The sequence below is a fragment of the Bacillus sp. AY3-1 genome, from assembly GCF_008368785.1.
Lineage (GTDB): Bacteria > Bacillota > Bacilli > Bacillales > Bacillaceae_G > Bacillus_A > Bacillus_A wiedmannii.
In genome coordinates, this window is record NZ_QORZ01000026.1 from 59,072 (window position 1) to 84,633 (window position 25,562).

A 25,562-nucleotide genomic window follows, 5' to 3' on the forward strand; every position below is an offset into this window, starting at 1 on the left:
GGGGGAACATGGATATTGGACGAGAATATTTACAATGTGCCATTTCGAATTTTGAAGCAACAAAGAAACAAGGGGAACGGGTGCTTTCTCAATTATCATATGAACAGATTGAATGGTCTTCTCATGAAGCAACAAATAGTATAGCGGTTATTATAAAGCATCTGCAAGGTAATATGCGTTCTAGATGGACGGATTTTTTAACATCTGATGGTGAAAAAATAGATCGTAACCGAGACGCTGAATTTGAAGATGGTTATCATTCTAAGGAAGAGGTTCTCGCAGCATGGAATGAAGGATGGGAATATGTTTTGAAAACGATGCATGTGCTAACGCCAGAAGATTTATTACAGACGGTATATATTCGCGGTGAAGCACATACTGTCATGCAAGCAATTGAAAGACAAATTTCTCATTATGCTTTGCATATTGGACAGATTATTTATATTGGGAAGATGTTAAAAGAAAATGAGTGGGAATGTTTAAGTATTCCTAGAGGACAGTCTGCACGTTATGTAGAGAAAAAACGTTCAACATAATAATAGGAGAGAAACCGATATAGAATAGGAAACAAAAAAATAAGCCAAATGATAGATGGTTCCGTAAACATAAGGATGCTGCCGAAAATAAGTCCATATATAATAAGAAAGAAAGTGAACTACTCGCCACTTAGCAAAGCTTGAAGTGGGAGCTTCTCAGTTCCACGACGAAAGTAACCCTTCGTCTCCCTGAGCGTTCCATCCCTAGATGACCAACCCTTGGATGCTCTCTTGGTACGGTTGATATTTTACGCAGGAACCGAATGGCTTGGTTTTCGCACGCTATTTTCTTCCTGCAACCTCATATATCAAGTTATCAAAGAGCTTCATACAGCTATTTTATCGGAAATTTCCGACTACCGTCAAGCCGAAATTCATCTCCCACCTATCGTTGGGCTATGCTCTTCATACGCCTCTGAAAGGAGAATTCTTTCGGGAAATTCGTTGAAAAGCGTATTTACAGGGATAAATCGTGAGATGAACACTTGCTGTCGTTTAAAGCAATCACTGTGAAATAAATAAAAGCGGAAGTACGATGTGGCAATAATAAGATCTTTCTTTCGCACAATTCTTTTTTTGCATGTATGACAAATGAATGGTGGTTGCATTTTATTACGCTCCATTTTTTATTTTCGTAATAATGTAAGACAAGATTAAGTGCAAGGTATATATCCCTATATATGCTCCTGATATAAGAAAAAATGGATTTAGTAAAATTCCATGAATGCTTGTCATGAAAACTAAATCTTGTATTAAAACATCATATATATTAATAGAAATAATTGTACCGAGTGCATAAAGTGCTAAGTACGCTGAAATATGAAAAGCAACACGGATTGTAGGATGCTTAGCAAGCCAATAAAAAATAAATGATAGTACAATGGGTAATGTTCCTATTAGTAGCTTCAATTCATTTCACCTCATTAACAATATAGCCGGAATTTAGACGGTCTATTCTCTAGAGCTTGTACATAACTTGAAATAGAGAGGGTGATAGTATGAATCGAGGCTTTTTTTATGTGAAGTTCACAAGTGTACGTAAGTTAGTTTTATTTATTATTACTACAGTACTAGCGACTTTTTTTCTTATTAGTATGATGGTAACCTCTATGAAAGAGACAAAGTCAACGTATTTATATAATTGGTTAAATGAGTTATCGATGAATGGTTACATGTACGTTCTTGGGAAAGAGAATCATTATTTTACACAGGAGTATCGAAATTTAAATCAAGATTTTTCAATTTCTTCGTTTCTCTTTTCTATGGCTACGAATATTCGTTTTAATGATGTACGCAGTTTTGTCGGAAAAGAGCTACCTGGTTTTGGAAAGTACGATACAGAAATTGTTATCGCGGGCGAAGGGACAAATTATTCTAACTTACCGATAGAGTCGAGCGTTCCGCTTGAAGAAGTGGTAAAAGAGCGGACTGGTGAAGGTGGACAGGCTCAAAATCCGAATACGAACAAAGAGAAAAAGCAACCGGCTCAAACAACAGGAAAAAGACAAGTTGCGCTTATTTATCATTCGCATAGTTGGGAATCTTATTTGCCGTTACTAAATTTAGCAAACGATCCAAATCCGAATAAAGCAACAAGTTCCGTCACTAATATTTCAATAGTGGGCGATCGATTTCGTGAACAATTAGAAAGTGAAGGGATAGGAGCTACTAACGACAAGACTGATGTCGGCCAAAAGTTGATTAGTAAAGGGTTAAATAGTAATAGTTCTTACAAAGTGTCACGGGAAATTGTACAAGAAGCAATGACAGGCAATAAAGAACTGCAGTACTTCTTTGACTTGCATCGTGATAGTGCTCGAAAAAATGTCACGACAAAAGCAATTGGAGATAAATCATATGCAAAGCTTGCTTTCGTAATAGGGAAAGGCAATAAAAATTATGAAAAGAACTTACAATTAGCAACAGCTCTTCATGAGGAAATTAATAAGAAATATCCAGGAGTGAGTCGTGGTGTCATTCAAAAAGGATTCCAAACAGGAAATGGTGTCTACAATCAAGACTTATCAGGACAAGCGATATTAATTGAAGTTGGTGGCGTAGATAATACGGAGGAAGAACTAAATCGATCAATTGATGTACTTGCTAAAGCGTTTGGTGAATATTTCTGGCAGGCGGAAAAGGTGAATGGATAAAATGAAATATAAATTAGTGGGAGAGTCTGAAAAAACGTGAGTGTAAAGCTTGCGTTTTTTCTTTGTAATGATGAGGTGTCACAGAATAGACATAATTTGCCGTTGTTATGGTAATATCGAAATTTGTCAAATTATACTGGGAGATGTACAAAGGAATTTTCGGAAAATTAGAGAAAATCTTTTTACAAGGAAAACTTTTTATTATAAAACTGGTAGGGTGATAAAAGTGATTAGGGAGATCAAAATAGAAGATGCAGCACCATTTTTGCAATTAAGTAAGCAACTAGATGAAGAAACGAAATTTATGCTATATGAACCAGGAGAAAGAAAATTTACAGCCGAGCAACAAGAACAAATGATTCATCGCTTTATAGAAAATGAATATGCAACAATATTCGTAGCAGTTGAAGAAGAAAGTATAGTAGGGTTTATTTTAGTGAATGGAAATCATATTCAAAGAAAAAGACATGTAGCAAGTATTGTAATTGGTATTTTGCAAGAGTATAGCGGGCGAGGTATTGGAACGAGATTGTTTAAAGAGGCTGAGAAGTGGGCAAGATTACATGATGTATGGCGTTTAGAATTAACGGTAATGGCCCACAATACAAGAGCTCAGGCACTATATAAAAAAGTTGGATTTGAGAAAGAAGGTGTCAAAAGAGCAGCTCTTATTATCGGTGGAGAGAACATCGATGAGTATGAAATGGCCAAATTATTAAACTAAGAGGTCGTTATATGAAAAAAAGATGGATACTACTTGGTATCGTAGCGATGATACTCATTGTTGGAGTAGCAGGAATCAATTATAAAATGTATAAGGATAAGCAGGCGCGCGAGGTAAATGTGAATAACATATTTCCGAAAGCGAAAGAAACGATTGCCAATATGGATGGTGATATTGCGGTAATTAGTAATCCGAATTCGATGCTTGTGCTTGTGAATAAAAGTAGACGTTTACCAGATGGATACAGACCGCCAGATTTAGTTATTCCGAAAGTGCGCTACTCAAGTGAAGGTGATCAAGAAAAGAAAAAAATGAGGAAAGAAGCAGCAGGGGCGCTAGAGGAAATGTTTCAGCAAGCTGATAAGGAGCATATTTTCTTATTTGCAGTATCGGGATTTAGATCTTTTGATCGACAAAAAGCATTAAATACGATGTATAAAAAGCAAGATGGAGAAGTAAAAACAGCGATGTCGAGTGCGGTTCCTGGTACGAGTGAACATCAAACAGGGCTTGCTATGGATATTACATCTCAAGCTGCTAAGTTTCAGTTAGAGACAGTTTTTGGTGAAACGAAAGAAGGGCATTGGCTTTCTGAAAATGCTCATAAATTTGGGTTGGTAATTCGATATACAAAAGAGAAAGAATCGCTTACGGGCTATCGATATGAACCATGGCACGTAAGGTATGTGGGGAACCCACAAGCTACATATTTATATGAAAATCAACTGACACTTGAAGAAGTAACAGAGTGATCAATTGAGGGGAGAGAAGGATTATGACGGTGTTATATAAGAAAAAAGTACACGCATATGTGACAAGAGAAAAAGAAGGAGTTATGCAACTGCTTGTTTTTAAACATCGTGATAAACCTGAAGCTGGTATACAAGTACCAGGGGGAACAGTTGACGAAGGGGAAACGTTAGAAGCAGCAATTTTACGTGAAGTACAAGAAGAGTCTGGATTACGTCATTTATGCATAGAAAGATTCCTAGCCGATTACATCATACTTGTGAAAGAGCAAAAGGAATATCAAAAGCGCCATTTTTTCCACGTAACTTTACTAACAGGTGTAAAAGATGATTGGGAACATATTGTAAGTGCCGGTGAGGAAGATCAAGGATTAGTATTTTGCTACGAATGGATTGATATTGCAAAATGCCCTGCATTAGCTGGGAAACAAGGTGAGTTTTTACATTTGTTAGATGAGGTATATGTAAAGTAATAAAAGAGTCTGAAGCGGAAATTTAATCGTTTCAGACTTTTTTTATTTTTCAGGAAATAAAAGGTTTTTACATTGGTAAGTTGAATTCTTTGAAAGGGATTGTAGTTGTATATGCGAGGAGCGGAGAAAATGAAAAAGTAATAGATACACGTTATCAATAAAAGCTTTTAAAGAAGGAGAATGAAGATGGAGATTCAGTTCAATGCTCGATTACAAAAAGAATTAACAATTCATGATATACAAGTAGCGATGGAAGCTGGGCAATTAACTTCAAAAGAATTAGTTATGTATTATCTTCATAGAATTGCGAAATATGATCAAGAAGGACCAAAAATCAATTCTATTTTAGAAATCAATCCAGACGCTATTTTTATTGCAGAAGCGTTAGATTATGAAAGAAAGACAAAAGGTGGACGGGGACCATTACATGGTATACCTGTTTTACTTAAGGACAATATTGAAACGAATGACTCTATGCATACAAGTGCAGGTACGATTGCCCTGGAACAAAATATTAGTAGTGAAGATGCATTTCTTGTTACGAAACTACGAGAAGCAGGAGCAGTGATAATAGGAAAAACAAATATGACAGAATTAGCAAATGGAATGTCTTTTGACATGTGGGCTGGATATAGTGCAAGAGGTGGGCAAACAATAAATCCATACGGTACAGGTGAGGATGATATGTTTGTTGGAGGCTCAAGTACAGGGTCTGCGATAGCAGTTGCCGCTAATTTTACAGTAGTATCTGTTGGAACGGAAACAGATGGTTCTATATTGAGTCCAGCTGTTCAAAACTCTGTAGTAGGTATTAAACCGACTGTTGGTCTAATTAGTCGTAGGGGAATTATTCCGCTTACTTATTCACAGGATACAGCGGGACCATTTGCTAGAACGGTAACAGATGCGGCTATTTTGCTAGGGAGTTTAACTGGGTTAGACGAGAAGGATGTAGCTACTCATAAAAGTGAAGGTAAAGCAGAACATGATTATACAAAGTATCTTGATGACAATGGTTTAAATGGAACAAAGATTGGTGTATATAGCAATGCACCAAAAGATTATTATGAAACTGGTGAGTATGATGAAAAATTGTTTAAGGAAACGATTGAAGTATTACGTAGTGAGGGAGCGACAGTAGTAGAAGATATTGATATTCCATCTTTTCATAGGGAATGGAGTTGGGGAGTATCCCTATATGAACTAAAGCATAGTTTAGATAACTATCTTTCTAAATTACCTTCAACTATTCCGGTACATTCTATTTCGGAATTAATGGAGTTTAATAAAAACATAGCAGAAAGAGCTTTGAAATATGGACAAACTAAATTAGAAATAAGAAAAGATTTTCCTAATACGTTAAGAAATCCTGAATACTTAAACGCAAGATTAGAAGATATATATTTTTCTCAAGAACAAGGTATTGATTTTGCGTTGGAAAAATATAATCTTGATGCGATACTGTTCCCTTCTTATATAGGTTCTACTATAAGTGCGAAAGCAGGTTATCCGTCTATAGCGATACCTGCGGGATACATGGATAACGGCAGACCGTTTGGAATTACGCTTGCAAGCACTGCTTTTTCTGAGGGAACTTTGATTAAACTAGCATACGCTTTTGAACAAGCGACAAAGCATCGGAAAATCCCTAACTTATCATGAATAAAATAAATAGGACAGGGATTCCTGTCCTATTTATTTTGTTAATTAGAGTGAAATATTTTTCTGCTCTGTCTTATCATATTTTAATAAGTTAAAGGATAAACAAGCAGAGCATAATATAAGGATTGAAGCGAGAATATAAATCGTACGAACACCGAACAAATCGGTAATAATTCCAACGCTAAGCATAGAAAGACCAGAAGCTGTCGAGAGGAGAGCGCCATGAGCTGTATACATTTTTGATAATAAAGTAGGGGGAACACTAGATTGTAACACTGTTGTTTGAGAAATATCTCTAATTTGATAACATGGCCCCATTAGAACGCATAGAAAAAGCGCAATAAACCCGCTACTTGTCATACCATATAAAAATGTAAGAATACTAAACATAAGAGAGCCTATCGCCATGGAGCGTATTAAATTGTTTTGAATGTATGTACTCATTTTCCATGCTAATATCCCGCCAATTAACGTCCCTACATAATAACTTGTGTTAATATATCCCCACCATTCTTCTCCTTTATGAAGGACAGTTGTTACATAAGCCATTGTAATAGCACCGATCCATATCGTCCCTGCGAAAGTTTCAATTAAGTCCATACATGTAACGATACGGAGAGAAGGGTTTTGAAATAAGAGTTTCCAACCTTCCAGTAAAGCAGCGCCTTTTGAAGAAGAAGGTTCAATTACTCGTTCAGTATGTATGGAACGTAATGAAAGGTGTAGTGCAACACACCCAAAAATCATCAAAATGTTATTCATCATGAGTGTAGAAGTGGCGCCGATAAGAAGAACTATAACACTTGTAAATGAATAAGCAGCGGCTTGCGCAATTTGTGTGGAAAAGGAAAAAATACTATTTACTTTTACTAATTGTTCTTTTCGTGTAAGGCGAGGAAGGATACCGTATAATAACGGTGCGCTCCAGCCGCTACATAAAGAAATGAAAAAAATGAAAATGAATAGTGTTACAACGTTTGAGGAAAGGGCCGGGAATAATATCATTAATAAAAATAATAGAACAGTTTTTGTCCATTGTAGTGTGAAAAGTAAGGAATAAGATGAAAAACGATTCATTATAAGTGGTGCAGATGTATTTGCTATAAGATTAGTTATCACTTGGAGCAATGGAAACAGAGCAGTTAATGTAGCTGATTTCGTTGTGATATACATATGAGTTGTAATAATCATGATGTATACGATGTCAGCGAGAGTAATGCATATTTTAGAGCCTAAATAGTAAATTAGTGAACGATTTTGCAACAAGCACACCACCTTCCTAAAAAATAATATTTTAGTAGTTAAAATAATTATAAATTGAAAATTAAATTTTCGAAAGAATTTCATTTTTTGTCGCTTTTTGAAAGGGATTTTCATGTATAATGAAGAATATATTAATATAGTATTTTATTAATACTTTTTATAACAGTGAATATGTACAATAGCTTGTAGTAAATGCCCTGGTATAAGAAAGGGCGGATAAACCATTCTTTTCTTCATATACATATAGAAAATGAGAAAGAAAGTGAGGGTTGCATATGGCTGCTTGGGTGATTTGGTTTATAATAGCTGGTATTTTATTTATTGCGGAACTGTTGTCGATTACGTTTTATATGCTTTGGCTTGGAATTGGAGCTGTTGTCGGAGGTCTAATTGCTTTGTTTGCCCCTGAAGCACTACTGTTACAAGTTGTTGCTGGTGCGATTGTAAGTTTAACATTGACTTTCTTTACGAAAAGAATTTCAAAAAACTTTCGAGAAGCAAAAGGTTTTACTGATACAGTAGATTTGCTTGTCGGTAAAAAAGGCATTGTTATGCAAGCGATTACAAATGAAGTAAATGGTATTGTGAAGGTGGATGGAGATACTTGGACAGCTATTGCAGATGATCCAATTGATGTTGGAGAAAAAGTTATTGTTATAAAGAGGAATAGTACTATATTACAAGTTAAAAAGGAGAGTGAATAAATATGGCAGTAGCATTAACATTAACGATTATTTTAGCACTAATTGTTGTTACATTTATCGCATTAACAATTAAAATTATTCCACAGCAAAAAGTTGGAGTCGTTGAAAGATTTGGTAAGTTTCAGCGTATTATGGAGCCAGGGTTAAATTTATTAATACCAATTGTAGACCGCGTTCGTGTATATCATGACTTACGTATTCAACAAACGAATGTACCACCGCAGAAGGTAATTACGAAAGATAATGTACAAGTAGAAATTGATACAATCATTTTCTATCAAATTGTGGAACCAGAACTTGCGACATATGGTATTTCGAACTATGAATATGGTGTTCGTAACATTACTTCTGCAACGATGCGCCAAATTATCGGTAAAATGGAACTGGATGAAACGTTATCTGGTCGTGAAAAAATTTCAACAGAAATTCGCTTAGCACTTGATGAAGCAACAGAAAAATGGGGCGTTCGCATTGAGCGTGTTGAAGTTGTTGATATTAATCCGCCAAAAGATGTGCAAGCATCGATGGAAAAACAAATGAAAGCAGAACGTAATAAACGTGCGATCATTTTAGAAGCTGAAGCTGCAAAACAAGATAAAGTTCTTCGTGCTGAAGGTGAAAAGCAAAGTAAAATCTTAATGGCTGAAGGTGATAAAGAAGCACGTATTCGAGAAGCTGAAGGTATAAAGGAAGCAAAAGAACTAGAAGCGCAAGGGGAAGCAAGAGCGATTGAGGAAATTGCAAAAGCAGAACAAAATCGAATTGAATTACTTCGTGCAGCAGATTTAGATGAACGCGTACTTGCTTATAAATCATTTGAATCATTGATTGAGGTTGCAAAAGGGCCAGCAAATAAAGTCTTTATTCCGTCTAATGCAATTGAAACACTTGGTACTCTTGGGGCCATTGGAGAAATCTTTAAAGAAAAACAAGCGAAGAAATTGCCTTCTTCAGATACACAAAAAGAACAATAAGAGTGAAAAAGAGAAATGGGGTGCCATTTCTCTTTTTATTTTTGAGTAGGATAAAAAATATTAGTCCTTTGCCATTATGGATAGGGCTTTTTTGTTTGTCACTTTTCAAAGAATTATAAGTTTAGAGTGTTTGGAATTGTTAAGTGGAATAACACGTTTACTAGACGGTTAAAAAACTGTCAAAGTAATATATTTTTGTTAAAGAAAATTTAAAATATGATATAATGGAATTTTGTGGATATTAAACAAGGGAGTGGGAAACAAGTGCAAAGGCTTGTACAGAAAGTGAAAGCAGATTTTCCACCAGATTTCATTTGGGCAAGTACATTAAAGCGTGCTCGTGAAACTGGTGAAACGTTAGCTGAAGGAATTGGATGCCCAATTCAACTAGAAGAGGAATTAATGGAGTTTAATAACGGAGTACAAGCAGGCTTATCTTTTGAAGAAGCAAAGAAATATCCAGAGCCAAAATTTCTTCATGACCGTTTTGAAAATGGGGAATCATTTATTGAATTTAGAATGAGAATAGAAGGAATCTTTTCTAAAATCGTGACAGAGAATACGTATGAACGGATAGCAATCGTTGCACACGGTGGTGTAATAAATAGTCTATTACGTGCGTTTTTCAAAATGCCCATTTCAATGGACTATTATTTTAAAATGGGAGATACGGGAATAAGCTTAATTGAAATTGATGGCGAACAAAAAACGGTACATTTCATTAATGATACGAATCATTTGGACGGGATGTAAAGACCCGTGTACAAAGTAGTGTTTTTTGATGTTGACGGTACGCTTTTAAGTGAGATTGATAGAAGTATGCACGAAAGTACAAAAGAAGCGATACAAAGATTAATAGATAAAGGAATTCACGTAGTTGTTACAACAGGGAGACCATATAGCTTATGTTCGCAATTTAAAGAGCTGGGCATACATACAATTATTTCTGCAAATGGTGCACATATTAAGTGTGGGGAAACAGTTCTACATAAATCGGTACTTTCAAGTGAAATCGTTCATGATATCTCAGAGTTTGCAGAATTACATGGTCACGGCGTTTCTTATTTTACTGAGGGTTTTACAATGAACGGAATAGCCTCAGATAATGAGCGTGTAATGCAAGCGCTTAGCGAGACGTTAAATTTAGGGGAGTACCCTGAAAAAAGCAAGGATTTGTCTGAAGAAATCTATTGTTTATGTCTGTATGCGGATGAAATAGAATCTCAAAAATTTATTGAAAAATACCCAATGCTTACATTCGATCGTTTTCATGGTTATGTCATAAATGTATTGGAAGATAATAAAGTATCGAAGCTCACCGCAATTCAAAAAGTATTGGATCACTTAAACATTTGTAAATCAGAAGCAATTGCTTTTGGTGACGGTGGAAACGATATTGAGATGTTGCAGTATGTAGGATTAGGTATTACGATGGGGAATGGCGGAGAAGTACTAAAAACAAAAGCTGATTTCGTTACAAAGAAGGCGAGTGAAGGTGGTATTTTATTTGCTTTAGAGAAGTTTCATGTCGTCTAACATACCTTTATTGGAATAAAGGTATGTTAGGATCTTTAATGTGCTCGCACAATAAAATATGAATTTGCCCACGATGATGATAAAAGTGTGCAACAATTTCAAGCAACCATTCAAAACGGGAATAAGAAATACCCCAATAAGCAGTCTTAATTTCCGCTAATTCTTCATTAGAATAGGATAAAAAAGTTTTAGAAAGTAAATCGTAGCCCTGTAGCATCGTTTTTTGCATTTGCGTAATTGTTTCGGGTGTTTGTTCTTTATAGAAAGTGTGTAGTTGTTTTTCAGTACTACCATTTAAAATGAGTAAATCCGCATGGCAAATAAGAGAAAGATGTGCACACATTTCAAATAGAGATCGCTTTGCGTGAATGGGCTGTATTTTTAAATCGGCTTCATTATATTGGTTAAGCATTTGAATAGAAGTACCAACAGCAACTTGTAGTTGATGCAAGGCAGGTTGAACAAACATTGTAATTCTCCTCTTCTCCGTATATAATAGTTTCTTAAGGGTATTATATCATACTAAAAATTCCGAAAATTCTAGTAGTTTGACTAGCATATTGAAAAGTATTATATTGTAAAAGGTCATATGAAACGTGAAATAGAATGGAATGCAATTATTGAGTTAGGAGTTAGACCAATGAGTTTGAAATATGGAAGAGATACAATTATTGAAGTTGACTTAAATGCAGTAAAACATAATGTAAAAGAATTTAAAAAGCGTGTGAATGATGAAAATATTGCAATGATGGCTGCTGTAAAAGCAAATGGGTATGGTCACGGGGCGGTTGAAGTTGCGAAAGCTGCTATTGAAGTAGGAATAGATCAGCTTGCAGTTGCATTTGTAGATGAAGCGATAGAGTTAAGAGAAGCAGGAATTAACGTGCCGATTTTAATTTTAGGTTATACATCAGTAGCAGCTGCGGAAGAGGCAATTCAATATGACGTTATGATGACTGTTTATAGAAGTGAAGATTTACAAGGTATAAATGAAATTGCAAACCGTCTTCAAAAGAAAGCGCAAATTCAAGTGAAAATTGATACAGGAATGAGTCGTATCGGTTTACAAGAAGAAGAGGTTAAACCATTTTTAGAAGAATTAAACCGTATGGAGTATGTAGAGGTAGTAGGAATGTTTACACATTACTCTACGGCAGATGAAATTGATAAATCATATACGAATATGCAAACGAGTTTGTTTGAGAAAGCTGTCAATGCAGCAAAAGAATTAGGAATTCATATTCCATATATTCATAGTTCAAATAGTGCAGGTTCAATGGAGCTTAGCAATACATTTCAAAATATGGTCCGTGTAGGTATTGGAATATATGGAATGTATCCTTCAAAAGAGGTAGATCATGCAGTCGTTTCTTTACAGCCTGCGTTGTCGTTAAAATCAAAAGTAGCTCATATTAAACATGCGAAGAAGAATCGCGGTGTAAGTTATGGGAATACGTATGTAACGACTGGTGAAGAATGGATTGCAACTGTACCGATTGGCTATGCTGATGGATATAATCGTCAGTTATCTAATAAAGGGCATGCATTAATAAATGGAGTTCGAGTACCTGTTATTGGCCGTGTTTGTATGGATCAACTTATGTTAGACGTTTCAAAAGCAATGCCAGTACAAGTTGGGGATGAAGTAGTATTCTACGGTAAACAAGGTGAAGAAGAAATTGCGGTAGAAGAAGTAGCGGATATGTTAGGTACAATTAACTATGAAGTTACATGTATGTTAGACAGAAGAATTCCACGAGTTTATAAAGAAAATAATGAAACGGCTGCTGTCGTAAATATACTAAGAAAAAACTGAATCGTTAGGATTCAGTTTTTTTATTTTTGACAAATGAAAAATGTTCTGTTTGTACCGTGTAGTTGAATATTCTTAAAACCTACAGATTCCAATGAAGAAATTATTTCTTCATTGGAATAACAAGCTTCCTCAAAAGAAAAGTCACTTCTTTTCCAATTATTATCTATGTCATGTTGAAATAGTATAAAGTTCATTTCTGCTTTTTTATTTTCGTTATCATATGTAGAATCAATTGTACATACATATTCTTCCGCTGAAATATGAAATGAAGCAATCCAATTTTCAAGAAAACCTTTCTCCATATTCATATCAAATACGAATGTACCTTCGCTATGTAATACGGAGTAAACATTATGAAAAACATTTTTTAATTCATCTACTTTTAAAATATGGTTTAAGCTATCGCCAGTAGAGATAGCATAGTGAAATTGCTCATTTATATTGAAATAACGAGCATCATCGACGATAAAGGTTGCGTCTGGCGCGTTTTGACGTGCGTATTCAATCATTTGGGCAGAACCATCTATACCAGTTACTAAAAAAGTATTATCAATTAATTTCTTAGTAAGGTGACCAGTCCCGCAGCAAAGATCTAAAATATGAGAATGTGGTGGTGCATATTGTAAAACGAGTTTTTCCAAAAGTAGATAGGAGTGTTCAGCATAATGCCCCCAATGTTTATTATAAATGGATGCGAAAATATCATAATCAGAATAAATTAGTTTTTTACACATATGTATTCACCTCAAGATTCATTACATTATAATAGTCATGCTTCTTTTTCATTTCAAAACCACATTGTGTATATAGTTTTAAAGCGTGGTTATTTTTCGTTTCGACGTCTAATTCAATTGTTGAAATTCCTTTTGTAATAAGGGTATGTACCATATAACTAAGAATATCTTTTCCGTATCCTTTACCTTGATAAGAAGGATGAACGGCGAATCCTGATAGTGTAGTAGATTGTTCTTGCTCAGAAACTGTAATCGTTCCTATCACTTTTTCGTCGATAAGAGCACAGTAAACTTGATAGGAAGGGGAATTCATCATTTTTTGTAACCATGTAGCGGTATTTTTTGCTGAATCTCCAAAAGCTTTACTGGAAATTTCAATAAGATCAAGAAGTGACCCTGAAGATGCAAGAGTAAGCTGTATAGAATTCTTTGTTGTTTTTTGAACTTCTTTAGCTTTGAACTCCATACTATATTCACTATATAAATAAGGTAACTTCATATGTCTTGCAAATTCTTTCCCAGAAGCAGAATGCCCATTCATAATAAGAAGAGCTTCATCTGCCTCTCGTATTCGTATTTCTTTCATTGCGGTTTGTAAAAGAGTAGTGCCTATATGTTGTTTCCTATAGTTCGGATGAACAAACCCTATTAACTCCAGTTTTGTCGGTCTTTCAAAATCATACATACTTAATGCACCGATTAATTGAGTATTATCATAAAATAGGAAATCAGATACCTCTTCATTATTGCGAGCAGTTAAAAAGTTTATATGTAAATCTGATGAGTAATCAATTTGATCGTGTTGCCCACAAATATGAGCTAAATCTTTCATTTGCTGAATTTCGTTTGCTATTAAAGATTTCTTTTGTTCAATATTCATTTCATAACCCCTCTCATTCGTATTTAAAAATAGGATGGATGACTAAGCCACTTTTTTAACTCCACACTGCCCTGAACAGATAATAACCAGTACAAATATCGATAGGGAGGTCTACATTCTGCAAGATGAGGAAGGGGCATAATGGTTTCGTAACCTTGTTTAAAAGCATGTGCCTCTTTTTCTGTAAACACATATTCTAAGCCGATAAAATCAAACTCCCGGGGAGCAACGGCATAGGCTTCTGTATCTACTAATCCCGTAATAGTTGTACCATCTGATAAAAACTGAGTAGGGTCCATATCAATTAAAACGAGCGTCGATTCCTTTGGTGCTGGTAAGGAAGAAAGTTGTGTTTCAAAAGTAGGAAATGCATTTTGTATGCTTTCATTATCGGAATAAAACATATTCACAAGCTCTTTACTCACATTTAAAATGTGTGATTGGAATTCATCTAGTGTAATTTGGAAGGAACCTGACACATTTCCTATGTAATCGGCTTTAAATGTATGTATTTCTGCAAGCCCTTTTCCTAGACTGAATAAAATAGAATCTGGTTGCCCGATAAAAGATTGAACTGTGTTACCTACTAACTTTTCGGCTACAACGAATTCACGGCCATTTAAAATATGTTTTTCTAATATTGTTGGGATAGGAAGATTAGTATGTTCTTGCAGCAATGTATGTACAGCTTCTAAATGATGTACGTTCCTTGGATTAATTCCAAATAGGTTTTTACATCCCCACCAAAAATCATTATTTGGTTCTTCATTTATTTTAGAAGAACGAACGATGACTTCTGCATCTTCTGTTCGGACGAGAAACACATCGCTTGCATGGTCTTCATAACCTGGGTGTAAAGCTTGAATAGATAAAATAGGTGAAGTGAATAGTTGTTGTAGCATGAAGTTGCTCCTTTTTTCTGTAAATTCTATAAATTCATTATATAACATAATATGTTCCAAATGGATAAAGATAAGGACAACATAGAACTTAAATAAATTTATAGTGAGAAATCAGTGTGGAAATTATATTTTTCTAGTTTTGTATGAATTATCAAAATAATGTTTCTGATGATAAATCTGTAAAAATGCCTGAATGTAACTCCCGTATTTTTCAATAAATGAAAGGTTAAGCATACTTTTATAAGAGTTATAATGTAGGTTATGAAAAATATTTCTCAATAATAAAATGAAGTGAAAAATATGAAGAAGTAGAATAGATTCCTTTATAATAGTTTTAAATTAATTAATATAATTAACTATTAATATTGTTAGATAGGAGAGAATATGATGGCAAATGTACTCGTAATAAATTTTCCCGGAGAAGGTCATATAAATCCGACTTTAGCTATTGTAAGTGAGTTAATTCGGCGAGGGGAAACAGTTGTTTCGTATTGTATTGGAGATTATAGAAAGAAGATTGAAGCAACAGGTGCAGAATTCCGAGTGTTTGAGAATTTCCTCTCTCAAATTAATATTATGGAACGAGTAAATGAAGGTGGGAGTCCTTTGACGATGCTATCTCATATGATTGAGGCATCAGAGCGTATTGTGACTCAAATTGTAGAAGAAACAAAAGGGGAAAAGTACGATTACTTGATATACGATAATCATTTTCCCGTAGGACGTATTATAGCCAATGTTTTAAAATTACCTAGCGTTTCTTCTTGTACAACATTTGCTTTTAATCAGTACATTACTTTTAATGATGAACAAGAATCAAGACAAGTAGATGAAACGAATCCATTATATCAATCTTGTTTAGCGGGAATGGAAAAATGGAATAGGCAGTATGGAATGAAATGTAATAGTATGTATGATATTATGAATCATCCTGGTGATATTACTATTGTATATACTTCAAAAGAATACCAACCGCGTTCAGATGTATTCGATGAATCGTATAAGTTTGTCGGCCCATCAATTGCTACTCGAAAAGAAGTAGACAGCTTTTCTATGGAAGATTTAAAAGATGAAAAATTGATTTTCATTTCTATGGGAACAGTTTTTAATGAACAACCTGAACTATATGAAAAATGTTTTGAAGCGTTTAAAGATGTAGAAGCGACAGTCGTATTAGTTGTTGGTAAGAAAATAAATATAAATCAATTTGAAAACATTCCGAAAAATTTTAAGTTGTATAATTATGTGCCGCAATTAGAAGTATTACAGTATGCTGATGTATTCGTGACACATGGTGGTATGAATAGTTCGAGTGAAGCGTTATATTATGGTGTCCCGTTAGTTGTAATTCCGGTAACAGGAGACCAGCCTTTAGTTGCGAAACGAGTGACCGAAGTAGGGGCTGGAATAAGGCTTAATCGTAAAGAATTAACTTCTGAATTGTTACGTGAGACTGTAGAAAAAGTTATAGATGATGTGACGTTTAAGGAAAATAGTCGTAAAGTTGGAGAGTCACTTCGAAATGCTGGTGGGTATAATAGGGCAGTTGATGAAATATTTAAAATGAAGATGAATTCATACTTAAAACTTAAATAAATGTTTGGAGCACACTTACTGTAATATGTAAGTGTGTTTCTATAAATAAATTACATAAAAAATCACTGTAAAGGTGAAACTTTTGTGTATATAAACTCATATCTTTGAATTAGTAGTAAAATTACGTTAAAATAATACTAAGAAAATATATAAGTTTTGGGGGTAATGAATGAAGAAAGTATTTGAATACGTATTATTAACAATTGGCTCAATTATTGTAGCGGGTTCATTAGAACTTATTTTAGCACCTAATGGATTAGTAGATGGCGGAGTAACGGCCATTGCTATTATGGCGAATAAAGTTGCAGGATTGCCGCTTTATGGAGTGTTCTTAGGAATTAATATCCCGATTTTATTATTTACTGCAAAAGTAATGGGAAAGAAGTTCTTTATCCGTACATCCTATGCAAATGTTGTTACAACACTCGGATTGATTTATTTAAAACCGTTTCCAGCAATTACAACTTCTGAATTGTTAATTGTTCTTTATGGAGGAGTTCTATTTGGTGTGGGAGTAGGGATTGTAGTAAAAATGGGCGGAGCAATTGATGGATCAGAAATGTTAGCTGTTTGGATGAATAAACATTTTAAAGTGCCGATTAGTACATTTTTACTTGCTGTAAATGCGGTTATTTTCATTTTTGTTGCCATTTTATTTTCAATTGAACAAGCGATGTTCTCATTAGCAATTTTCTATATTGTTACGAAGATGATTGATTTCATATTAGATGGTATTAATCAAGGAAAGAGCGTTATGATTATTTCTGGTAAAAATAAAGAAATAGGCGATCTACTTATGAAAGAATTGCAATTATCCGTTACGTATCTACATGGAGAAGGTGGTTTTTTAGGAGAACATAAGAGAATCATTTATTGTATTACAAACCGTTTCATTTATCCGAAAATGAAAGATCTCGTTCTCTCTGTAGATCCAACTGCTATCATTGAAGCTTCCTATTCAACAGAAACAACTGGTGTTAAGCGTCCGGGAAGGACTGCGAGATCAGAAAAATAGTGAATGAAAATAGCTCCACGTAAGTATAACTTGCGTGGAGCTATTTTTATTTAGCGAACCAGGCCTTTTTCAGTAATTGGACAACGGTTTCGATACGATCCTCTGGAATACTGCCAAAACCGAGCAATACATACGACTCATCCATTAGATTATGAACAGAATCGTATGTGGAGAGAGGGTATAACTTAATACGTTCTTTTGCGGCTGCATGAATAAGTTCTTGTTCATTCATCCCGTTATGAACGTGAAGTACAATATGAAGTCCGGATTGTTCACCGAGTATATGAACGTTATTTCCCATCTCGTTTGTAATAGATTTAATTAAAGAAATATGTTTTCTTTTATATAACGTCCGACTTCGGTTAATATGACGTTCCCAATCACCATTTTGAATAAAGGTGGCAAAGGTAAGTTGCTGCAGCGTAGAAACAGTTTGTTTAAACATACCACCAAGCTCTTCATAGGCTCTTAACAGATGAGGTGGTAAAACAATATATCCCATTCGTAAAGAAGGTAAAAAAGATTTCGAGAAAGTTCCCATATAAATAACATGTTCATTTGCATCTAGTCCTTGTAAAGAAGGAATAGGTTTTCCTATATAACGGAATTCCCCGTCGTAATCATCTTCAATAATATAGCCCTTACAATCATTCGCCCATTTTAATAACTCGAGTCTTCTAGATAACGGCATAATGATTCCAAGTGGAAATTGGTGAGATGGAGTGACATACGCTACATTGCAACCCGATTCACGTAAAGCGGAAATATGAATCCCTTTATCATCTAAAGGGATAGGGTGAACGGTAAGACCAGAACTTTGAATCATAGCAGGAATACGGTGAAATCCAGGGTTTTCGATTCCGAATTCCTTTTTTGAACCAAGCAGCTGAAGTAGTAGCCAAAGAAGAGGCTGCGTACCTGCTCCGATAATAATTTGATCAGGTGAAGAATGTACCCCGCGAGCATGATATAAATACTTTGAAATATGTTCTCGTAGAACGAGCTCACCTTGTGGATCTTCCTTAGCAAATAATTCATTTTCATACTGAAATAAAGTTTCGTGTATTGCTCTTTTCCAGTTTGTTATCGGAAAAGCTTTTTGATCAATAAGTCCTTGACTACAATCATAATCATATTGTTCGTTTTCTTTATTGTTAGCACTGTTTGACGCAATTTGCTGTTTCTTTTGAATGACATCAATATCAACTTCTGCAACAAAAATCCCACGTTTCGGTTTGCTTTCTACATACCCTTCAGCTAGTAATTGTTGATAAGCAGATTCCACTGTAATACGGCTCACATTAAGTTGTACTGCTAAATTTCTGTGAGAAGGAAGGCGTGTACCGGCACGTAGTGACCCATGAGAGATTTCACGTTTCATATATTCATAAATTTGTAAGTAAAGGGGTGTTTTACTTTGTAATACTAATGGGATAGTCAGATCCATTCGTAGACGCTCCTTTTCATACTGGCCTTATAAAAAAGAATAAAACTGTCACTTAAGCTAAGGACAGTGGCTTTCTATAATGATGATATAACATTTAGAAAATTTTATAAATAGTAAGGGGAGAATCAAAATGAATATTAGAGAAGTAGTAACAGAAGCGGATTTACATGACGTATTTCCTGTATTACAACAGTTAAGAACAAAACTTTCAAAAGAAGAAGTAAGTTCTTTATTTCAAAAAATGAAAGAAGAAAATTATAAACTGTTTTCGCTACGTAATGAAGGGGATGAAGTTGTGAGTCTAGCCGGTGTAGCGATTTGTACGAATTTTTATAATAAGAAGCACGTTTTCGTATATGACCTTGTAACAGCAGAAGCACATCGTTCAAAAGGGTATGGGAATGTATTACTATCATATATAGAGAACTGGGGAAAAGAAAACGAATGTGAGTCCATCGCTCTTACATCAGCATTTCCTAGATTAGACGCTCACCGCTTTTATGAAAGAGAAGGTTATGATAAGGTAAGTTTTTCTTTTTATAAAGAATTATAAAGAAGGATAGGTTCTATATGACATAATATATAGAACCTATTTTTTTATTACCTTTTTAAATGAGTAGATTGCTTGCTGTCTTTCATAAGTAAGTAAATCGTACTCGGTAAAATGGCAAGCGTCATTCCTAAAATAATTGCGATTATAGCATAACCTCTATACGGAACAGGAACGATAAATGGAAGCCCGGCTAGGAAAATACCTGCTATTATCATTGAAATACTACAAATATTTGAAGCTCTTTTTTCAAGGTGTTTATCATTCCATTCCAATGAAACCGTTGATTTACTCGTATCAATTTTGGAACTGAAATAGCCTATTACTATAAATAAAAGCCCTAATGCTAAAAATATTAAATGATCAAGAGGAAGAGTGAAGCCAAGAGCGATGAGAGCAATGACAATATCAACAAAAAATAAAAATAGTAAAATTGTGTTGCCAATCCAAAGGAGAAATTTCTGGTTACTCGCTGCTTTAGATAAAGCTAAAAATAAAAAGAATAAGAAGGTACATATAATTATATTTACGATAACAAAAGTGCTTTTATCCATTGTTGATGTAGGCGTTCCATTGAAGTCCCATTTCGTAACAATACGTAATGGTAAGAAGAAATAGAGAATAATATTTGTTGTAATAATAGTGAGAAATAAAGTAATACTAAATCGATTATTCATTGAATCACCAGCTTTCCACATGAATAATTGGTATCTTATAACAAAATTATACAATATAATAAACGATATTTGTTTTGATTTTTCTGAAAAAATATTATAATTATATATGAAATAAAGAGGAGTGTAGGAGGAAATTATGCAAAACGTAAGAGTAAAAGGGGATAAAGTTACAATTCGTGCAATTGAAGAATCAGATATAAAAAGATTATGGGATCTCGTATTTAAAGAAGAAAATCCAGAATGGAAAAAATGGGATGCACCGTATTTTCCGTTTTCAATGCAAGAATACTCGTCTTATAAAGAGAAGATGAAAACTCGTTTAAAAGAAGAACCACTATCAAATTTAATTATAGAAAATAACGGTCAAATTATAGGGACAATCGGGTTTTATTGGGAATATAAACCGACGCGTTGGTTAGAGATGGGGCTTGTTATTTATAATCCAAATTACTGGAATGGTGGTTATGGTACAGAGGCGTTAACGTTATATCGAGATTTACTATTTGAAAAGATGGAGATTGGCAGAGTAGGAATCACGACTTGGTCTGGCAATGAACGAATGATGAAAGTAGCGGAGAAAATAGGAATGAGCTTAGAAGGTAGAATGCGAAAATGTCGTTATTATAACGGGACGTACTATGATTCTATTCGAATGGGAATGATTCGTGAAGAATGGGAAGCGTTATATGTAACGAAGGGGTGAGGAAGTATGTACGCTATTATTGCTACATTTGATCGTGTGTTTACTAATAAAATTATAGAATTGCAAAATGAAATAACAAATATCGTTGGCACAAATCAATTAGCAGGAGTAGAACCTCATATTACATTAGCTGATTACAATGAGGTAGATGTTAACTTATATACTAAGAAACTAGAGGAGTTTGTAGCTGTTCAAGAAAATATGGCTGCAATAAATTTTCCTTCTGTTGGAGTTTTTCCTACTAATGGAACGATCTTTTTAGCACCGACCATTACAGATGAATTGTTAAAACTTCATCATTCTTATCATGATAATTTTAAAACTTTTCATGATAATTTAAATTCATATTATGTGGCAGGAAAATGGGTTCCGCATTGTACGATTGCAAATAAGTTACATGCAAATCAGTTTTTAATTGCAATGGAATATATTTATGAAAAATTTGATTATGCAACAGCTTCAATTGAGAAATTAAAATTAATTAAGGTGAATTATGAAAAAGGTTTTGCCATTTCTTCTAGTATATTAGCAGAATATAATTTTAAGAGAATGGAGACAACGAGATGACATATGTAATTAGAGAAATGAAGCAAGAAGATATCCATGCGGTACAATCAGTAGCGAAAGTTGCTTGGCATGATACATACGAAAGTATTATTCCGAGAGAGATTCAAGACAGATTTTTAGACGAGGCCTATTCTGATGAAAAAATGAAATATCGTCTTGAAAATACACATTTATTCGTTGCAGAAGAAGAGGGAGAAGTAATTGGCTTTGCGAATTTTTCACCTGTTAGATTGCAAAACGAAGCAGAATTAGGAGCGATTTATTTGTTACCAGATCAGCAAGGGAAAGGGGTAGGAAGTGCTTTATTACAAAAAGGGTTAACGGAATTAAAAGGAATTCGGAAACTATACATTCATGTAGAAGCAGCGAATGAAAAAGGAAAACGTTTTTATGAAGCGAAAGGTTTTGCACAATTAGAGGAATTTGAAGAAGATTTTGAAGGACATATGATGCAGACAGTAAGGATGGTTTTATACGTATAGGGAGGATTAGTAATGAAAATTTTTGATTTTAGTGAAAAAGTGGGAAAGAAAATCTCAGCATTTCAATCTAATTTCATAATGTCAAAAATATTAAACTATAAAGGAAATGTACATATCGGTGCTATGCATTTACGAGAGAATGGAATAATTGGATATCATGAAGCGGTTGTATCACAGCTGCTTCTTATTGTGGACGGAGAAGGATATGTATGCGGAGCAGATAAAGAAAAAGTGAAGGTGGAAGCGGGACAAGCTGTGTTTTGGGAGAAGGACGAATCTCATGAAACGAGTACGGAAAAGGGATTGATGGCAATTGTAATTGAGTCGGAGGAACTTGAACGAGCAATATTAATGCCTATTAAAGATGAGAGTTGTGAAAAATGATAGAAAAGGCGAATCGAGAAGAAACGAATGAAATCTTACAGTATGCAGCTCAATCACTTTTTGAAGGCACGAGGGGAAATTGTCAGTTAAGTATAGAGAAAGCGATTGAAATCACAAGGTCGATTGTAGAAAAGGGAGCATATTATTTAGTCGTTAAAGAAGAAAACAATGTAATGGGATGGATATTAATAGGGGAAAATACGGACTATTTTTCTCATGAAAAACTAGGGTTTATATACGAATTGTATGTTTTTCCAGAGTACCGCGGAAAAGGGTTGTCAAGAAAGTTAATGTGGGCTGGTATTAAGGAATTACAAAAGAATTATTCAGAAATTCGTTTGAATGTATTTGCTGGGAATTTTGCGAAAGAGATGTACGAAGAGTTTGGTTTTGTTGAAAGACAGGTAATTATGACTTTGAAGTGAGAAAAATAAAAAGAGAAAGAGAATATGTTGCGTATTTGTAAATGGTGTATCCGGCATTACAAATAGAATCAACTTACATAAATGAGATAGGACAAAATAATGATTTAGTGAACACTTTATTGCTGAAATTAAAAATGGATAAGTCCTTAAAGATATATAAAATAAAAGGTTTTCTTTAAATTTATAGAGTATGCTTAAAAATAAATAAATTAGTATTATATAATATAATGTTATTATAGTAAAAGATAAAATTTGGAAAAATATCATTTTTTTGTTTAGAAATTTTTAAATTATTGATATAATCAATTTGTAGAATTGATTTTTGGTTAATTTTACTATTTTTAAATTTTAAGGGGGATTTATTCATGGCAGGACAAATTCGCATGTCACCAGAGGAGCTTAAATCGAAAGCGACTCGATATGGACAAGGTGCAAATCAAATTGAGGACATTTTACGTCAACTACAAAACTTACAAAATGAATTAAGAGGAGAATGGGAAGGTCGTGCTTTCGAAGGTTTTGATCAACAGTTCAATCAATTAAAGCCAAAAGTACAAAACTTCGCAGAGTTATTACAAGAAATTAATATGCAGCTTAATAAAACTGCAGAAGCTGTTGCAAGACATGACGAAGATCTTTCTCGTAATTTCGGTCTACAATAAGACAGATAAAAAGAACTATATAATTTAGCCATGCAACCATACGTTGTATGGCTAAATTACTTTAAAACTAGAGTAAGATACGAAGTCTTTAACTTAATAGACTCGCAGTCGCAGGAGTGATAAGTAGTGAAAAAGTTCAAGTGGAGCATCTTGTTGTTTATTATTTTAGCTCTTGTGTTATCAACAGGGGTCTCCTATTTAGCGTTAAATCAAAATGTTAAGAAAGCAAATGAGAATACTACGCAAAAAATGACAGTTGCATTGGTAAATGAAGATCAAGGTACTGTATTTGAAGGTAATAAAATAGCGTTTGGAGATCAATTTGTTAAAAATGTAAATAAAAATACGAAACAAGAATGGTACGTAGTAAGTCGTGGTGTAGCAGAAAGTGGTTTGAAAAATAATAATTACAATATGATGATTGTAATACCTAACGATTTTTCTAGAAAGGCTGTTGCAATTGATTCAGAACTTCCGGAGAAATTAACTTTAAATTACAAAGTAAATGCAACTGGGAATAAAGATTTGAAAGCTGAGGCAGAAAATACAGCTTCTGCTATTTTAGAAGATTTTAATAAGCAAATCATCGATGTTTATTTTGCAAGTGTTATCGGTAAGTTGCAAGGTGCACAAGATAATATAGGTAAAATAATTGAAAAAGGGACCAATCAAACGACTATGTATAAAAAAGATGTACATAGCCCGTTGGCAAATTACACAAACCAATTTAAAACGGTACAAGATTACACTGGTATTTCTGTTAATAGTTTTAAAGGATTCCAAGATGTTTTAAAAGGGTTTGGACAAGCTTTAGATGAAGGGAATAAATCTAATAATACGTATTTAGAAGGATTTAATAACTTTCAAAAAATACAAACGGATAATAATCTGTTAGCGAATAATTTTACAAATCAATTTAATCAGTATATGAGTGATATGAATTCAGGCGATGTTTTAAAACAGTTAAGTGCATTAGAATCTGCGAATAAAATTATCGCAAATCAGTTTACGCTTTCAGAGAAAGATCCTAATATTTTAGCTGATGCTTCAACAATTCAAAAGTATTTAACAGATGTAAAAAAACAAGTGTCAGAATATGATACAGAACTTGCAGGAAAGTTAGAAAGTGATATTCAAGAGACGGTAATTAAAAAGTTAAAGCAATCTATGTCGAATGATGGAAAGCAAGAAATCTTTATAAATACATTAATGAAGCAACCAGATGTTCGAATAAAGAAACAAATCGAAAATTTAATTGCGAAATTACCTAGTTTAAACATGGAAGAAATCGGTCAAAGTGATTTGCCAGATACAACGAAATTACAACTGCAAAATGTAATTCAATTTACAAAAAAATATAATAAAGAAAATAATTTTTATTATGATCCTGTAAATAAAATATCTTTAGGAAGCGCTATTAAAGAAGTAAAGGATAAACTTTATACAGAGGGAATTACATTTAGTGATATTGCGAAAGTAATTAAAATGGAATCTTCACAAACTTTGAAGATAAATATTCCAGAAGAATTTAAACTAGATGGAAGTACAGAAGCGTTACATATTGATGGTGTGGATCGTACAAGTGACTTTCTTCAAAGCGAAGCAGGAGAAATTACAATAGCTCCTCGTAATGAAGGGGATATAAAGATTAGCTTGCATGTAAAGTTAAAAGATCCAAACATCAATATAGATGTTTTCTCTCCTGTAACGTGGCAGTGGGAATTGAGCGGGACTCATAAAAAAGAAACTAGTTCTGAAAAAGAAGAACCTAATAAAGAGGATAAAGGAACACAAACGGAAAATAGCAAGGTGGAAAATGTGGTTCATAAATCACAGTATGGCATAATGCCGTTAGTACACAGTGCTAAAAACCCTATTATTAAAAAAATGGAAAACACAACAGGGAAAGATAACGGAACCGGAGGAAGCCCAGGAGGCGGAACGGGAA

General features: G+C 34.1%; 28 protein-coding genes and 3 pseudogenes. 21 read left to right on the forward strand and 10 right to left on the reverse strand.

Annotation, left to right across the window (positions count from 1 at the left end):
• The first annotated feature begins 8 nt into the window (after positions 1-8).
• A complete protein-coding gene (locus DN389_RS24285; RefSeq protein ID WP_000351092.1) occupies positions 9-536 on the forward strand; it encodes a DUF1572 domain-containing protein in 528 nt (175 codons plus the stop codon).
• Here the strand turns inward: DN389_RS24285 and DN389_RS24290 are convergent.
• From DN389_RS24290 to DN389_RS24305, 3 genes and pseudogenes are all read right to left on the reverse strand, one after another.
• Positions 509-655: pseudogene (locus tag DN389_RS24290) on the reverse strand (permease); the annotation flags it as partial. The gene DN389_RS24285 and the pseudogene DN389_RS24290 overlap by 28 nt on opposite strands.
• Positions 656-973: 318 nt before the next feature.
• A pseudogene (locus tag DN389_RS24300) lies at positions 974-1,144 on the reverse strand (permease); the annotation flags it as partial.
• A gap of 4 nt (positions 1,145-1,148) precedes the next feature.
• Positions 1,149-1,445 carry a hypothetical protein gene (locus tag DN389_RS24305; RefSeq protein ID WP_149237699.1) on the reverse strand — a complete coding sequence of 99 codons (297 nt, stop codon included), beginning with the start codon at positions 1,443-1,445 and terminating at the stop codon, positions 1,149-1,151.
• 89 nt (positions 1,446-1,534) lie between these two features.
• On the opposite strand from DN389_RS24305, the gene spoIIP reads away from it, so the two are divergent.
• From spoIIP to DN389_RS24330, 5 genes are all read left to right on the forward strand, one after another.
• Positions 1,535-2,689: a stage II sporulation protein SpoIIP gene (gene spoIIP / locus DN389_RS24310; protein WP_001079307.1), complete on the forward strand. Its 1,155-nt coding sequence runs from the start codon at positions 1,535-1,537 to the stop codon at positions 2,687-2,689.
• A gap of 226 nt (positions 2,690-2,915) precedes the next feature.
• Entirely contained in the window at positions 2,916-3,413 is a 498-nt protein-coding gene (locus tag DN389_RS24315; protein WP_000617581.1) for a GNAT family N-acetyltransferase, read from the forward strand.
• 11 nt (positions 3,414-3,424) lie between these two features.
• The gene (locus DN389_RS24320; RefSeq protein ID WP_149237700.1) at positions 3,425-4,165 is read left to right on the forward strand and encodes a M15 family metallopeptidase; all 741 of its coding nucleotides are present in this window, start codon (positions 3,425-3,427) and stop codon (positions 4,163-4,165) included.
• Between the two features lie 23 nt (positions 4,166-4,188).
• Positions 4,189-4,635: an NUDIX hydrolase gene (locus DN389_RS24325; protein ID WP_000217589.1), complete on the forward strand. Its 447-nt coding sequence runs from the start codon at positions 4,189-4,191 to the stop codon at positions 4,633-4,635.
• A 186-nt stretch (positions 4,636-4,821) separates the two neighbouring features.
• On the forward strand, positions 4,822-6,297 hold the full coding sequence (locus DN389_RS24330; protein ID WP_149237701.1) for an amidase family protein: 1,476 nt from the start codon (positions 4,822-4,824) through the stop codon (positions 6,295-6,297).
• A gap of 45 nt (positions 6,298-6,342) precedes the next feature.
• Here the strand turns inward: DN389_RS24330 and DN389_RS24335 are convergent, their stop codons facing one another.
• Entirely contained in the window at positions 6,343-7,560 is a 1,218-nt protein-coding gene (locus DN389_RS24335) for an MFS transporter (protein WP_149237702.1), read from the reverse strand.
• 275 nt (positions 7,561-7,835) lie between these two features.
• On the opposite strand from DN389_RS24335, the gene DN389_RS24340 reads away from it, so the two are divergent.
• The 4 genes and pseudogenes from DN389_RS24340 to DN389_RS24355 all read left to right on the forward strand — a co-directional run bounded on the left by DN389_RS24340 (position 7,836) and on the right by DN389_RS24355 (position 10,774).
• Positions 7,836-8,264, forward strand: coding sequence for an NfeD family protein (locus tag DN389_RS24340; RefSeq protein ID WP_000741968.1), 429 nt, complete (start codon positions 7,836-7,838; stop codon positions 8,262-8,264).
• A gap of 2 nt (positions 8,265-8,266) precedes the next feature.
• Positions 8,267-9,238, forward strand: a complete 972-nt coding sequence (locus DN389_RS24345) for an SPFH domain-containing protein (protein ID WP_000257394.1) — start codon at positions 8,267-8,269, stop codon at positions 9,236-9,238.
• A 258-nt stretch (positions 9,239-9,496) separates the two neighbouring features.
• Positions 9,497-9,991 (forward strand): annotated as a pseudogene (locus tag DN389_RS24350) (histidine phosphatase family protein); the annotation flags it as partial.
• A 6-nt stretch (positions 9,992-9,997) separates the two neighbouring features.
• Positions 9,998-10,774: a Cof-type HAD-IIB family hydrolase gene (locus DN389_RS24355; RefSeq protein ID WP_149237703.1), complete on the forward strand. Its 777-nt coding sequence runs from the start codon at positions 9,998-10,000 to the stop codon at positions 10,772-10,774.
• 7 nt (positions 10,775-10,781) lie between these two features.
• Here DN389_RS24355 and DN389_RS24360 read toward each other — a convergent pair whose 3' ends face one another.
• Entirely contained in the window at positions 10,782-11,243 is a 462-nt protein-coding gene (locus tag DN389_RS24360; RefSeq protein ID WP_060488537.1) for a DinB family protein, read from the reverse strand.
• Between the two features lie 171 nt (positions 11,244-11,414).
• Between DN389_RS24360 and alr the strand changes: the two genes are divergently transcribed.
• On the forward strand, positions 11,415-12,590 hold the full coding sequence (gene alr, locus DN389_RS24365; RefSeq protein ID WP_033662679.1) for an alanine racemase: 1,176 nt from the start codon (positions 11,415-11,417) through the stop codon (positions 12,588-12,590).
• Positions 12,591-12,610: 20 nt separating this feature from the next.
• Here the strand turns inward: alr and DN389_RS24370 are convergent, their stop codons facing one another.
• The 3 genes from DN389_RS24370 to DN389_RS24380 are packed head-to-tail and all read right to left on the reverse strand — an operon-like array spanning position 12,611 to position 15,106.
• On the reverse strand, positions 12,611-13,324 hold the full coding sequence (locus DN389_RS24370; RefSeq protein WP_149237704.1) for a class I SAM-dependent DNA methyltransferase: 714 nt from the start codon (positions 13,322-13,324) through the stop codon (positions 12,611-12,613).
• Positions 13,317-14,204 (reverse strand): GNAT family N-acetyltransferase, encoded by an 888-nt coding sequence (locus DN389_RS24375; protein ID WP_149237705.1) that lies wholly within the window; start codon positions 14,202-14,204, stop codon positions 13,317-13,319. Before DN389_RS24375 ends, DN389_RS24370 begins: the two co-directional genes overlap by 8 nt.
• 23 nt (positions 14,205-14,227) lie before the next feature.
• Positions 14,228-15,106, reverse strand: a complete 879-nt coding sequence (locus DN389_RS24380) for a protein kinase family protein (RefSeq protein ID WP_098190177.1) — start codon at positions 15,104-15,106, stop codon at positions 14,228-14,230.
• Between the two features lie 387 nt (positions 15,107-15,493).
• Between DN389_RS24380 and DN389_RS24385 the strand changes: the two genes are divergently transcribed.
• Together DN389_RS24385 and DN389_RS24390 are read left to right on the forward strand one after the other, a co-directional pair.
• Positions 15,494-16,702, forward strand: coding sequence for a macrolide family glycosyltransferase (locus DN389_RS24385; RefSeq protein WP_149237706.1), 1,209 nt, complete (start codon positions 15,494-15,496; stop codon positions 16,700-16,702).
• Positions 16,703-16,871: 169 nt separating this feature from the next.
• Positions 16,872-17,717, forward strand: coding sequence for a YitT family protein (locus DN389_RS24390; protein ID WP_000755133.1), 846 nt, complete (start codon positions 16,872-16,874; stop codon positions 17,715-17,717).
• 46 nt (positions 17,718-17,763) lie between these two features.
• Here the strand turns inward: DN389_RS24390 and pdxR are convergent, their stop codons facing one another.
• Entirely contained in the window at positions 17,764-19,164 is a 1,401-nt protein-coding gene (gene pdxR / locus DN389_RS24395) for a MocR-like pyridoxine biosynthesis transcription factor PdxR (protein WP_149237707.1), read from the reverse strand.
• A gap of 130 nt (positions 19,165-19,294) precedes the next feature.
• Here pdxR and DN389_RS24400 point away from each other — a divergent pair, with 130 nt between their 5' ends.
• A complete protein-coding gene (locus tag DN389_RS24400; protein ID WP_046959234.1) occupies positions 19,295-19,717 on the forward strand; it encodes a GNAT family N-acetyltransferase in 423 nt (140 codons plus the stop codon).
• A 47-nt stretch (positions 19,718-19,764) separates the two neighbouring features.
• Here the strand turns inward: DN389_RS24400 and DN389_RS24405 are convergent, their stop codons facing one another.
• Positions 19,765-20,391 carry a DUF1648 domain-containing protein gene (locus DN389_RS24405; RefSeq protein ID WP_097916208.1) on the reverse strand — a complete coding sequence of 209 codons (627 nt, stop codon included), beginning with the start codon at positions 20,389-20,391 and terminating at the stop codon, positions 19,765-19,767.
• 136 nt (positions 20,392-20,527) lie between these two features.
• On the opposite strand from DN389_RS24405, the gene DN389_RS24410 reads away from it, so the two are divergent.
• From DN389_RS24410 to esaA, 7 genes are all read left to right on the forward strand, one after another.
• The gene (locus tag DN389_RS24410) at positions 20,528-21,094 is read left to right on the forward strand and encodes a GNAT family N-acetyltransferase (protein WP_046959235.1); all 567 of its coding nucleotides are present in this window, start codon (positions 20,528-20,530) and stop codon (positions 21,092-21,094) included.
• 6 nt (positions 21,095-21,100) lie between these two features.
• Complete coding sequence (locus tag DN389_RS24415) at positions 21,101-21,661, forward strand: 2'-5' RNA ligase family protein (protein ID WP_098803021.1); 561 nt, start codon at positions 21,101-21,103, stop codon at positions 21,659-21,661.
• Entirely contained in the window at positions 21,658-22,143 is a 486-nt protein-coding gene (locus DN389_RS24420; protein ID WP_000222830.1) for a GNAT family N-acetyltransferase, read from the forward strand. The genes DN389_RS24415 and DN389_RS24420 overlap by 4 nt, the downstream gene beginning before the upstream one ends.
• A gap of 12 nt (positions 22,144-22,155) precedes the next feature.
• Positions 22,156-22,527, forward strand: a complete 372-nt coding sequence (locus DN389_RS24425) for a cupin domain-containing protein (protein ID WP_098190173.1) — start codon at positions 22,156-22,158, stop codon at positions 22,525-22,527.
• Positions 22,524-22,952, forward strand: a complete 429-nt coding sequence (locus DN389_RS24430) for a GNAT family N-acetyltransferase (protein WP_098109654.1) — start codon at positions 22,524-22,526, stop codon at positions 22,950-22,952. Before DN389_RS24425 ends, DN389_RS24430 begins: the two co-directional genes overlap by 4 nt.
• A 365-nt stretch (positions 22,953-23,317) precedes the next feature.
• On the forward strand, positions 23,318-23,614 hold the full coding sequence (locus DN389_RS24435; protein ID WP_000918598.1) for a WXG100 family type VII secretion target: 297 nt from the start codon (positions 23,318-23,320) through the stop codon (positions 23,612-23,614).
• 126 nt (positions 23,615-23,740) lie between these two features.
• The coding region (esaA, locus tag DN389_RS24440; protein ID WP_255451069.1) for a type VII secretion protein EsaA at positions 23,741-25,562 on the forward strand (1,822 nt) is incomplete at its 3' end.

What these genes read in the sequence shown, in the direction of transcription:
- DN389_RS24285 (WP_000351092.1), top strand. Translation starts at nt 9, where the DNA reads ATGGATATTGGACGAGAATATTTACAATGTGCCATTTCGAATTTTGAA.
- spoIIP (WP_001079307.1), top strand. Translation starts at nt 1,535, where the DNA reads ATGAATCGAGGCTTTTTTTATGTGAAGTTCACAAGTGTACGTAAGTTA.
- DN389_RS24320 (WP_149237700.1), top strand. Translation starts at nt 3,425, where the DNA reads ATGAAAAAAAGATGGATACTACTTGGTATCGTAGCGATGATACTCATT.
- DN389_RS24325 (WP_000217589.1), top strand. Translation starts at nt 4,189, where the DNA reads ATGACGGTGTTATATAAGAAAAAAGTACACGCATATGTGACAAGAGAA.
- DN389_RS24330 (WP_149237701.1), top strand. Translation starts at nt 4,822, where the DNA reads ATGGAGATTCAGTTCAATGCTCGATTACAAAAAGAATTAACAATTCAT.
- DN389_RS24340 (WP_000741968.1), top strand. Translation starts at nt 7,836, where the DNA reads ATGGCTGCTTGGGTGATTTGGTTTATAATAGCTGGTATTTTATTTATT.
- DN389_RS24345 (WP_000257394.1), top strand. Translation starts at nt 8,267, where the DNA reads ATGGCAGTAGCATTAACATTAACGATTATTTTAGCACTAATTGTTGTT.
- DN389_RS24360 (WP_060488537.1), bottom strand. Translation starts at nt 11,243, where the DNA reads ATGTTTGTTCAACCTGCCTTGCATCAACTACAAGTTGCTGTTGGTACT.
- alr (WP_033662679.1), top strand. Translation starts at nt 11,415, where the DNA reads ATGAGTTTGAAATATGGAAGAGATACAATTATTGAAGTTGACTTAAAT.
- DN389_RS24370 (WP_149237704.1), bottom strand. Translation starts at nt 13,324, where the DNA reads ATGTGTAAAAAACTAATTTATTCTGATTATGATATTTTCGCATCCATT.
- DN389_RS24375 (WP_149237705.1), bottom strand. Translation starts at nt 14,204, where the DNA reads ATGAATATTGAACAAAAGAAATCTTTAATAGCAAACGAAATTCAGCAA.
- DN389_RS24380 (WP_098190177.1), bottom strand. Translation starts at nt 15,106, where the DNA reads ATGCTACAACAACTATTCACTTCACCTATTTTATCTATTCAAGCTTTA.
- DN389_RS24385 (WP_149237706.1), top strand. Translation starts at nt 15,494, where the DNA reads ATGGCAAATGTACTCGTAATAAATTTTCCCGGAGAAGGTCATATAAAT.
- DN389_RS24390 (WP_000755133.1), top strand. Translation starts at nt 16,872, where the DNA reads ATGAAGAAAGTATTTGAATACGTATTATTAACAATTGGCTCAATTATT.
- pdxR (WP_149237707.1), bottom strand. Translation starts at nt 19,164, where the DNA reads ATGGATCTGACTATCCCATTAGTATTACAAAGTAAAACACCCCTTTAC.
- DN389_RS24400 (WP_046959234.1), top strand. Translation starts at nt 19,295, where the DNA reads ATGAATATTAGAGAAGTAGTAACAGAAGCGGATTTACATGACGTATTT.
- DN389_RS24405 (WP_097916208.1), bottom strand. Translation starts at nt 20,391, where the DNA reads ATGAATAATCGATTTAGTATTACTTTATTTCTCACTATTATTACAACA.
- DN389_RS24410 (WP_046959235.1), top strand. Translation starts at nt 20,528, where the DNA reads ATGCAAAACGTAAGAGTAAAAGGGGATAAAGTTACAATTCGTGCAATT.
- DN389_RS24415 (WP_098803021.1), top strand. Translation starts at nt 21,101, where the DNA reads ATGTACGCTATTATTGCTACATTTGATCGTGTGTTTACTAATAAAATT.
- DN389_RS24420 (WP_000222830.1), top strand. Translation starts at nt 21,658, where the DNA reads ATGACATATGTAATTAGAGAAATGAAGCAAGAAGATATCCATGCGGTA.
- DN389_RS24425 (WP_098190173.1), top strand. Translation starts at nt 22,156, where the DNA reads ATGAAAATTTTTGATTTTAGTGAAAAAGTGGGAAAGAAAATCTCAGCA.
- DN389_RS24430 (WP_098109654.1), top strand. Translation starts at nt 22,524, where the DNA reads ATGATAGAAAAGGCGAATCGAGAAGAAACGAATGAAATCTTACAGTAT.
- DN389_RS24435 (WP_000918598.1), top strand. Translation starts at nt 23,318, where the DNA reads ATGGCAGGACAAATTCGCATGTCACCAGAGGAGCTTAAATCGAAAGCG.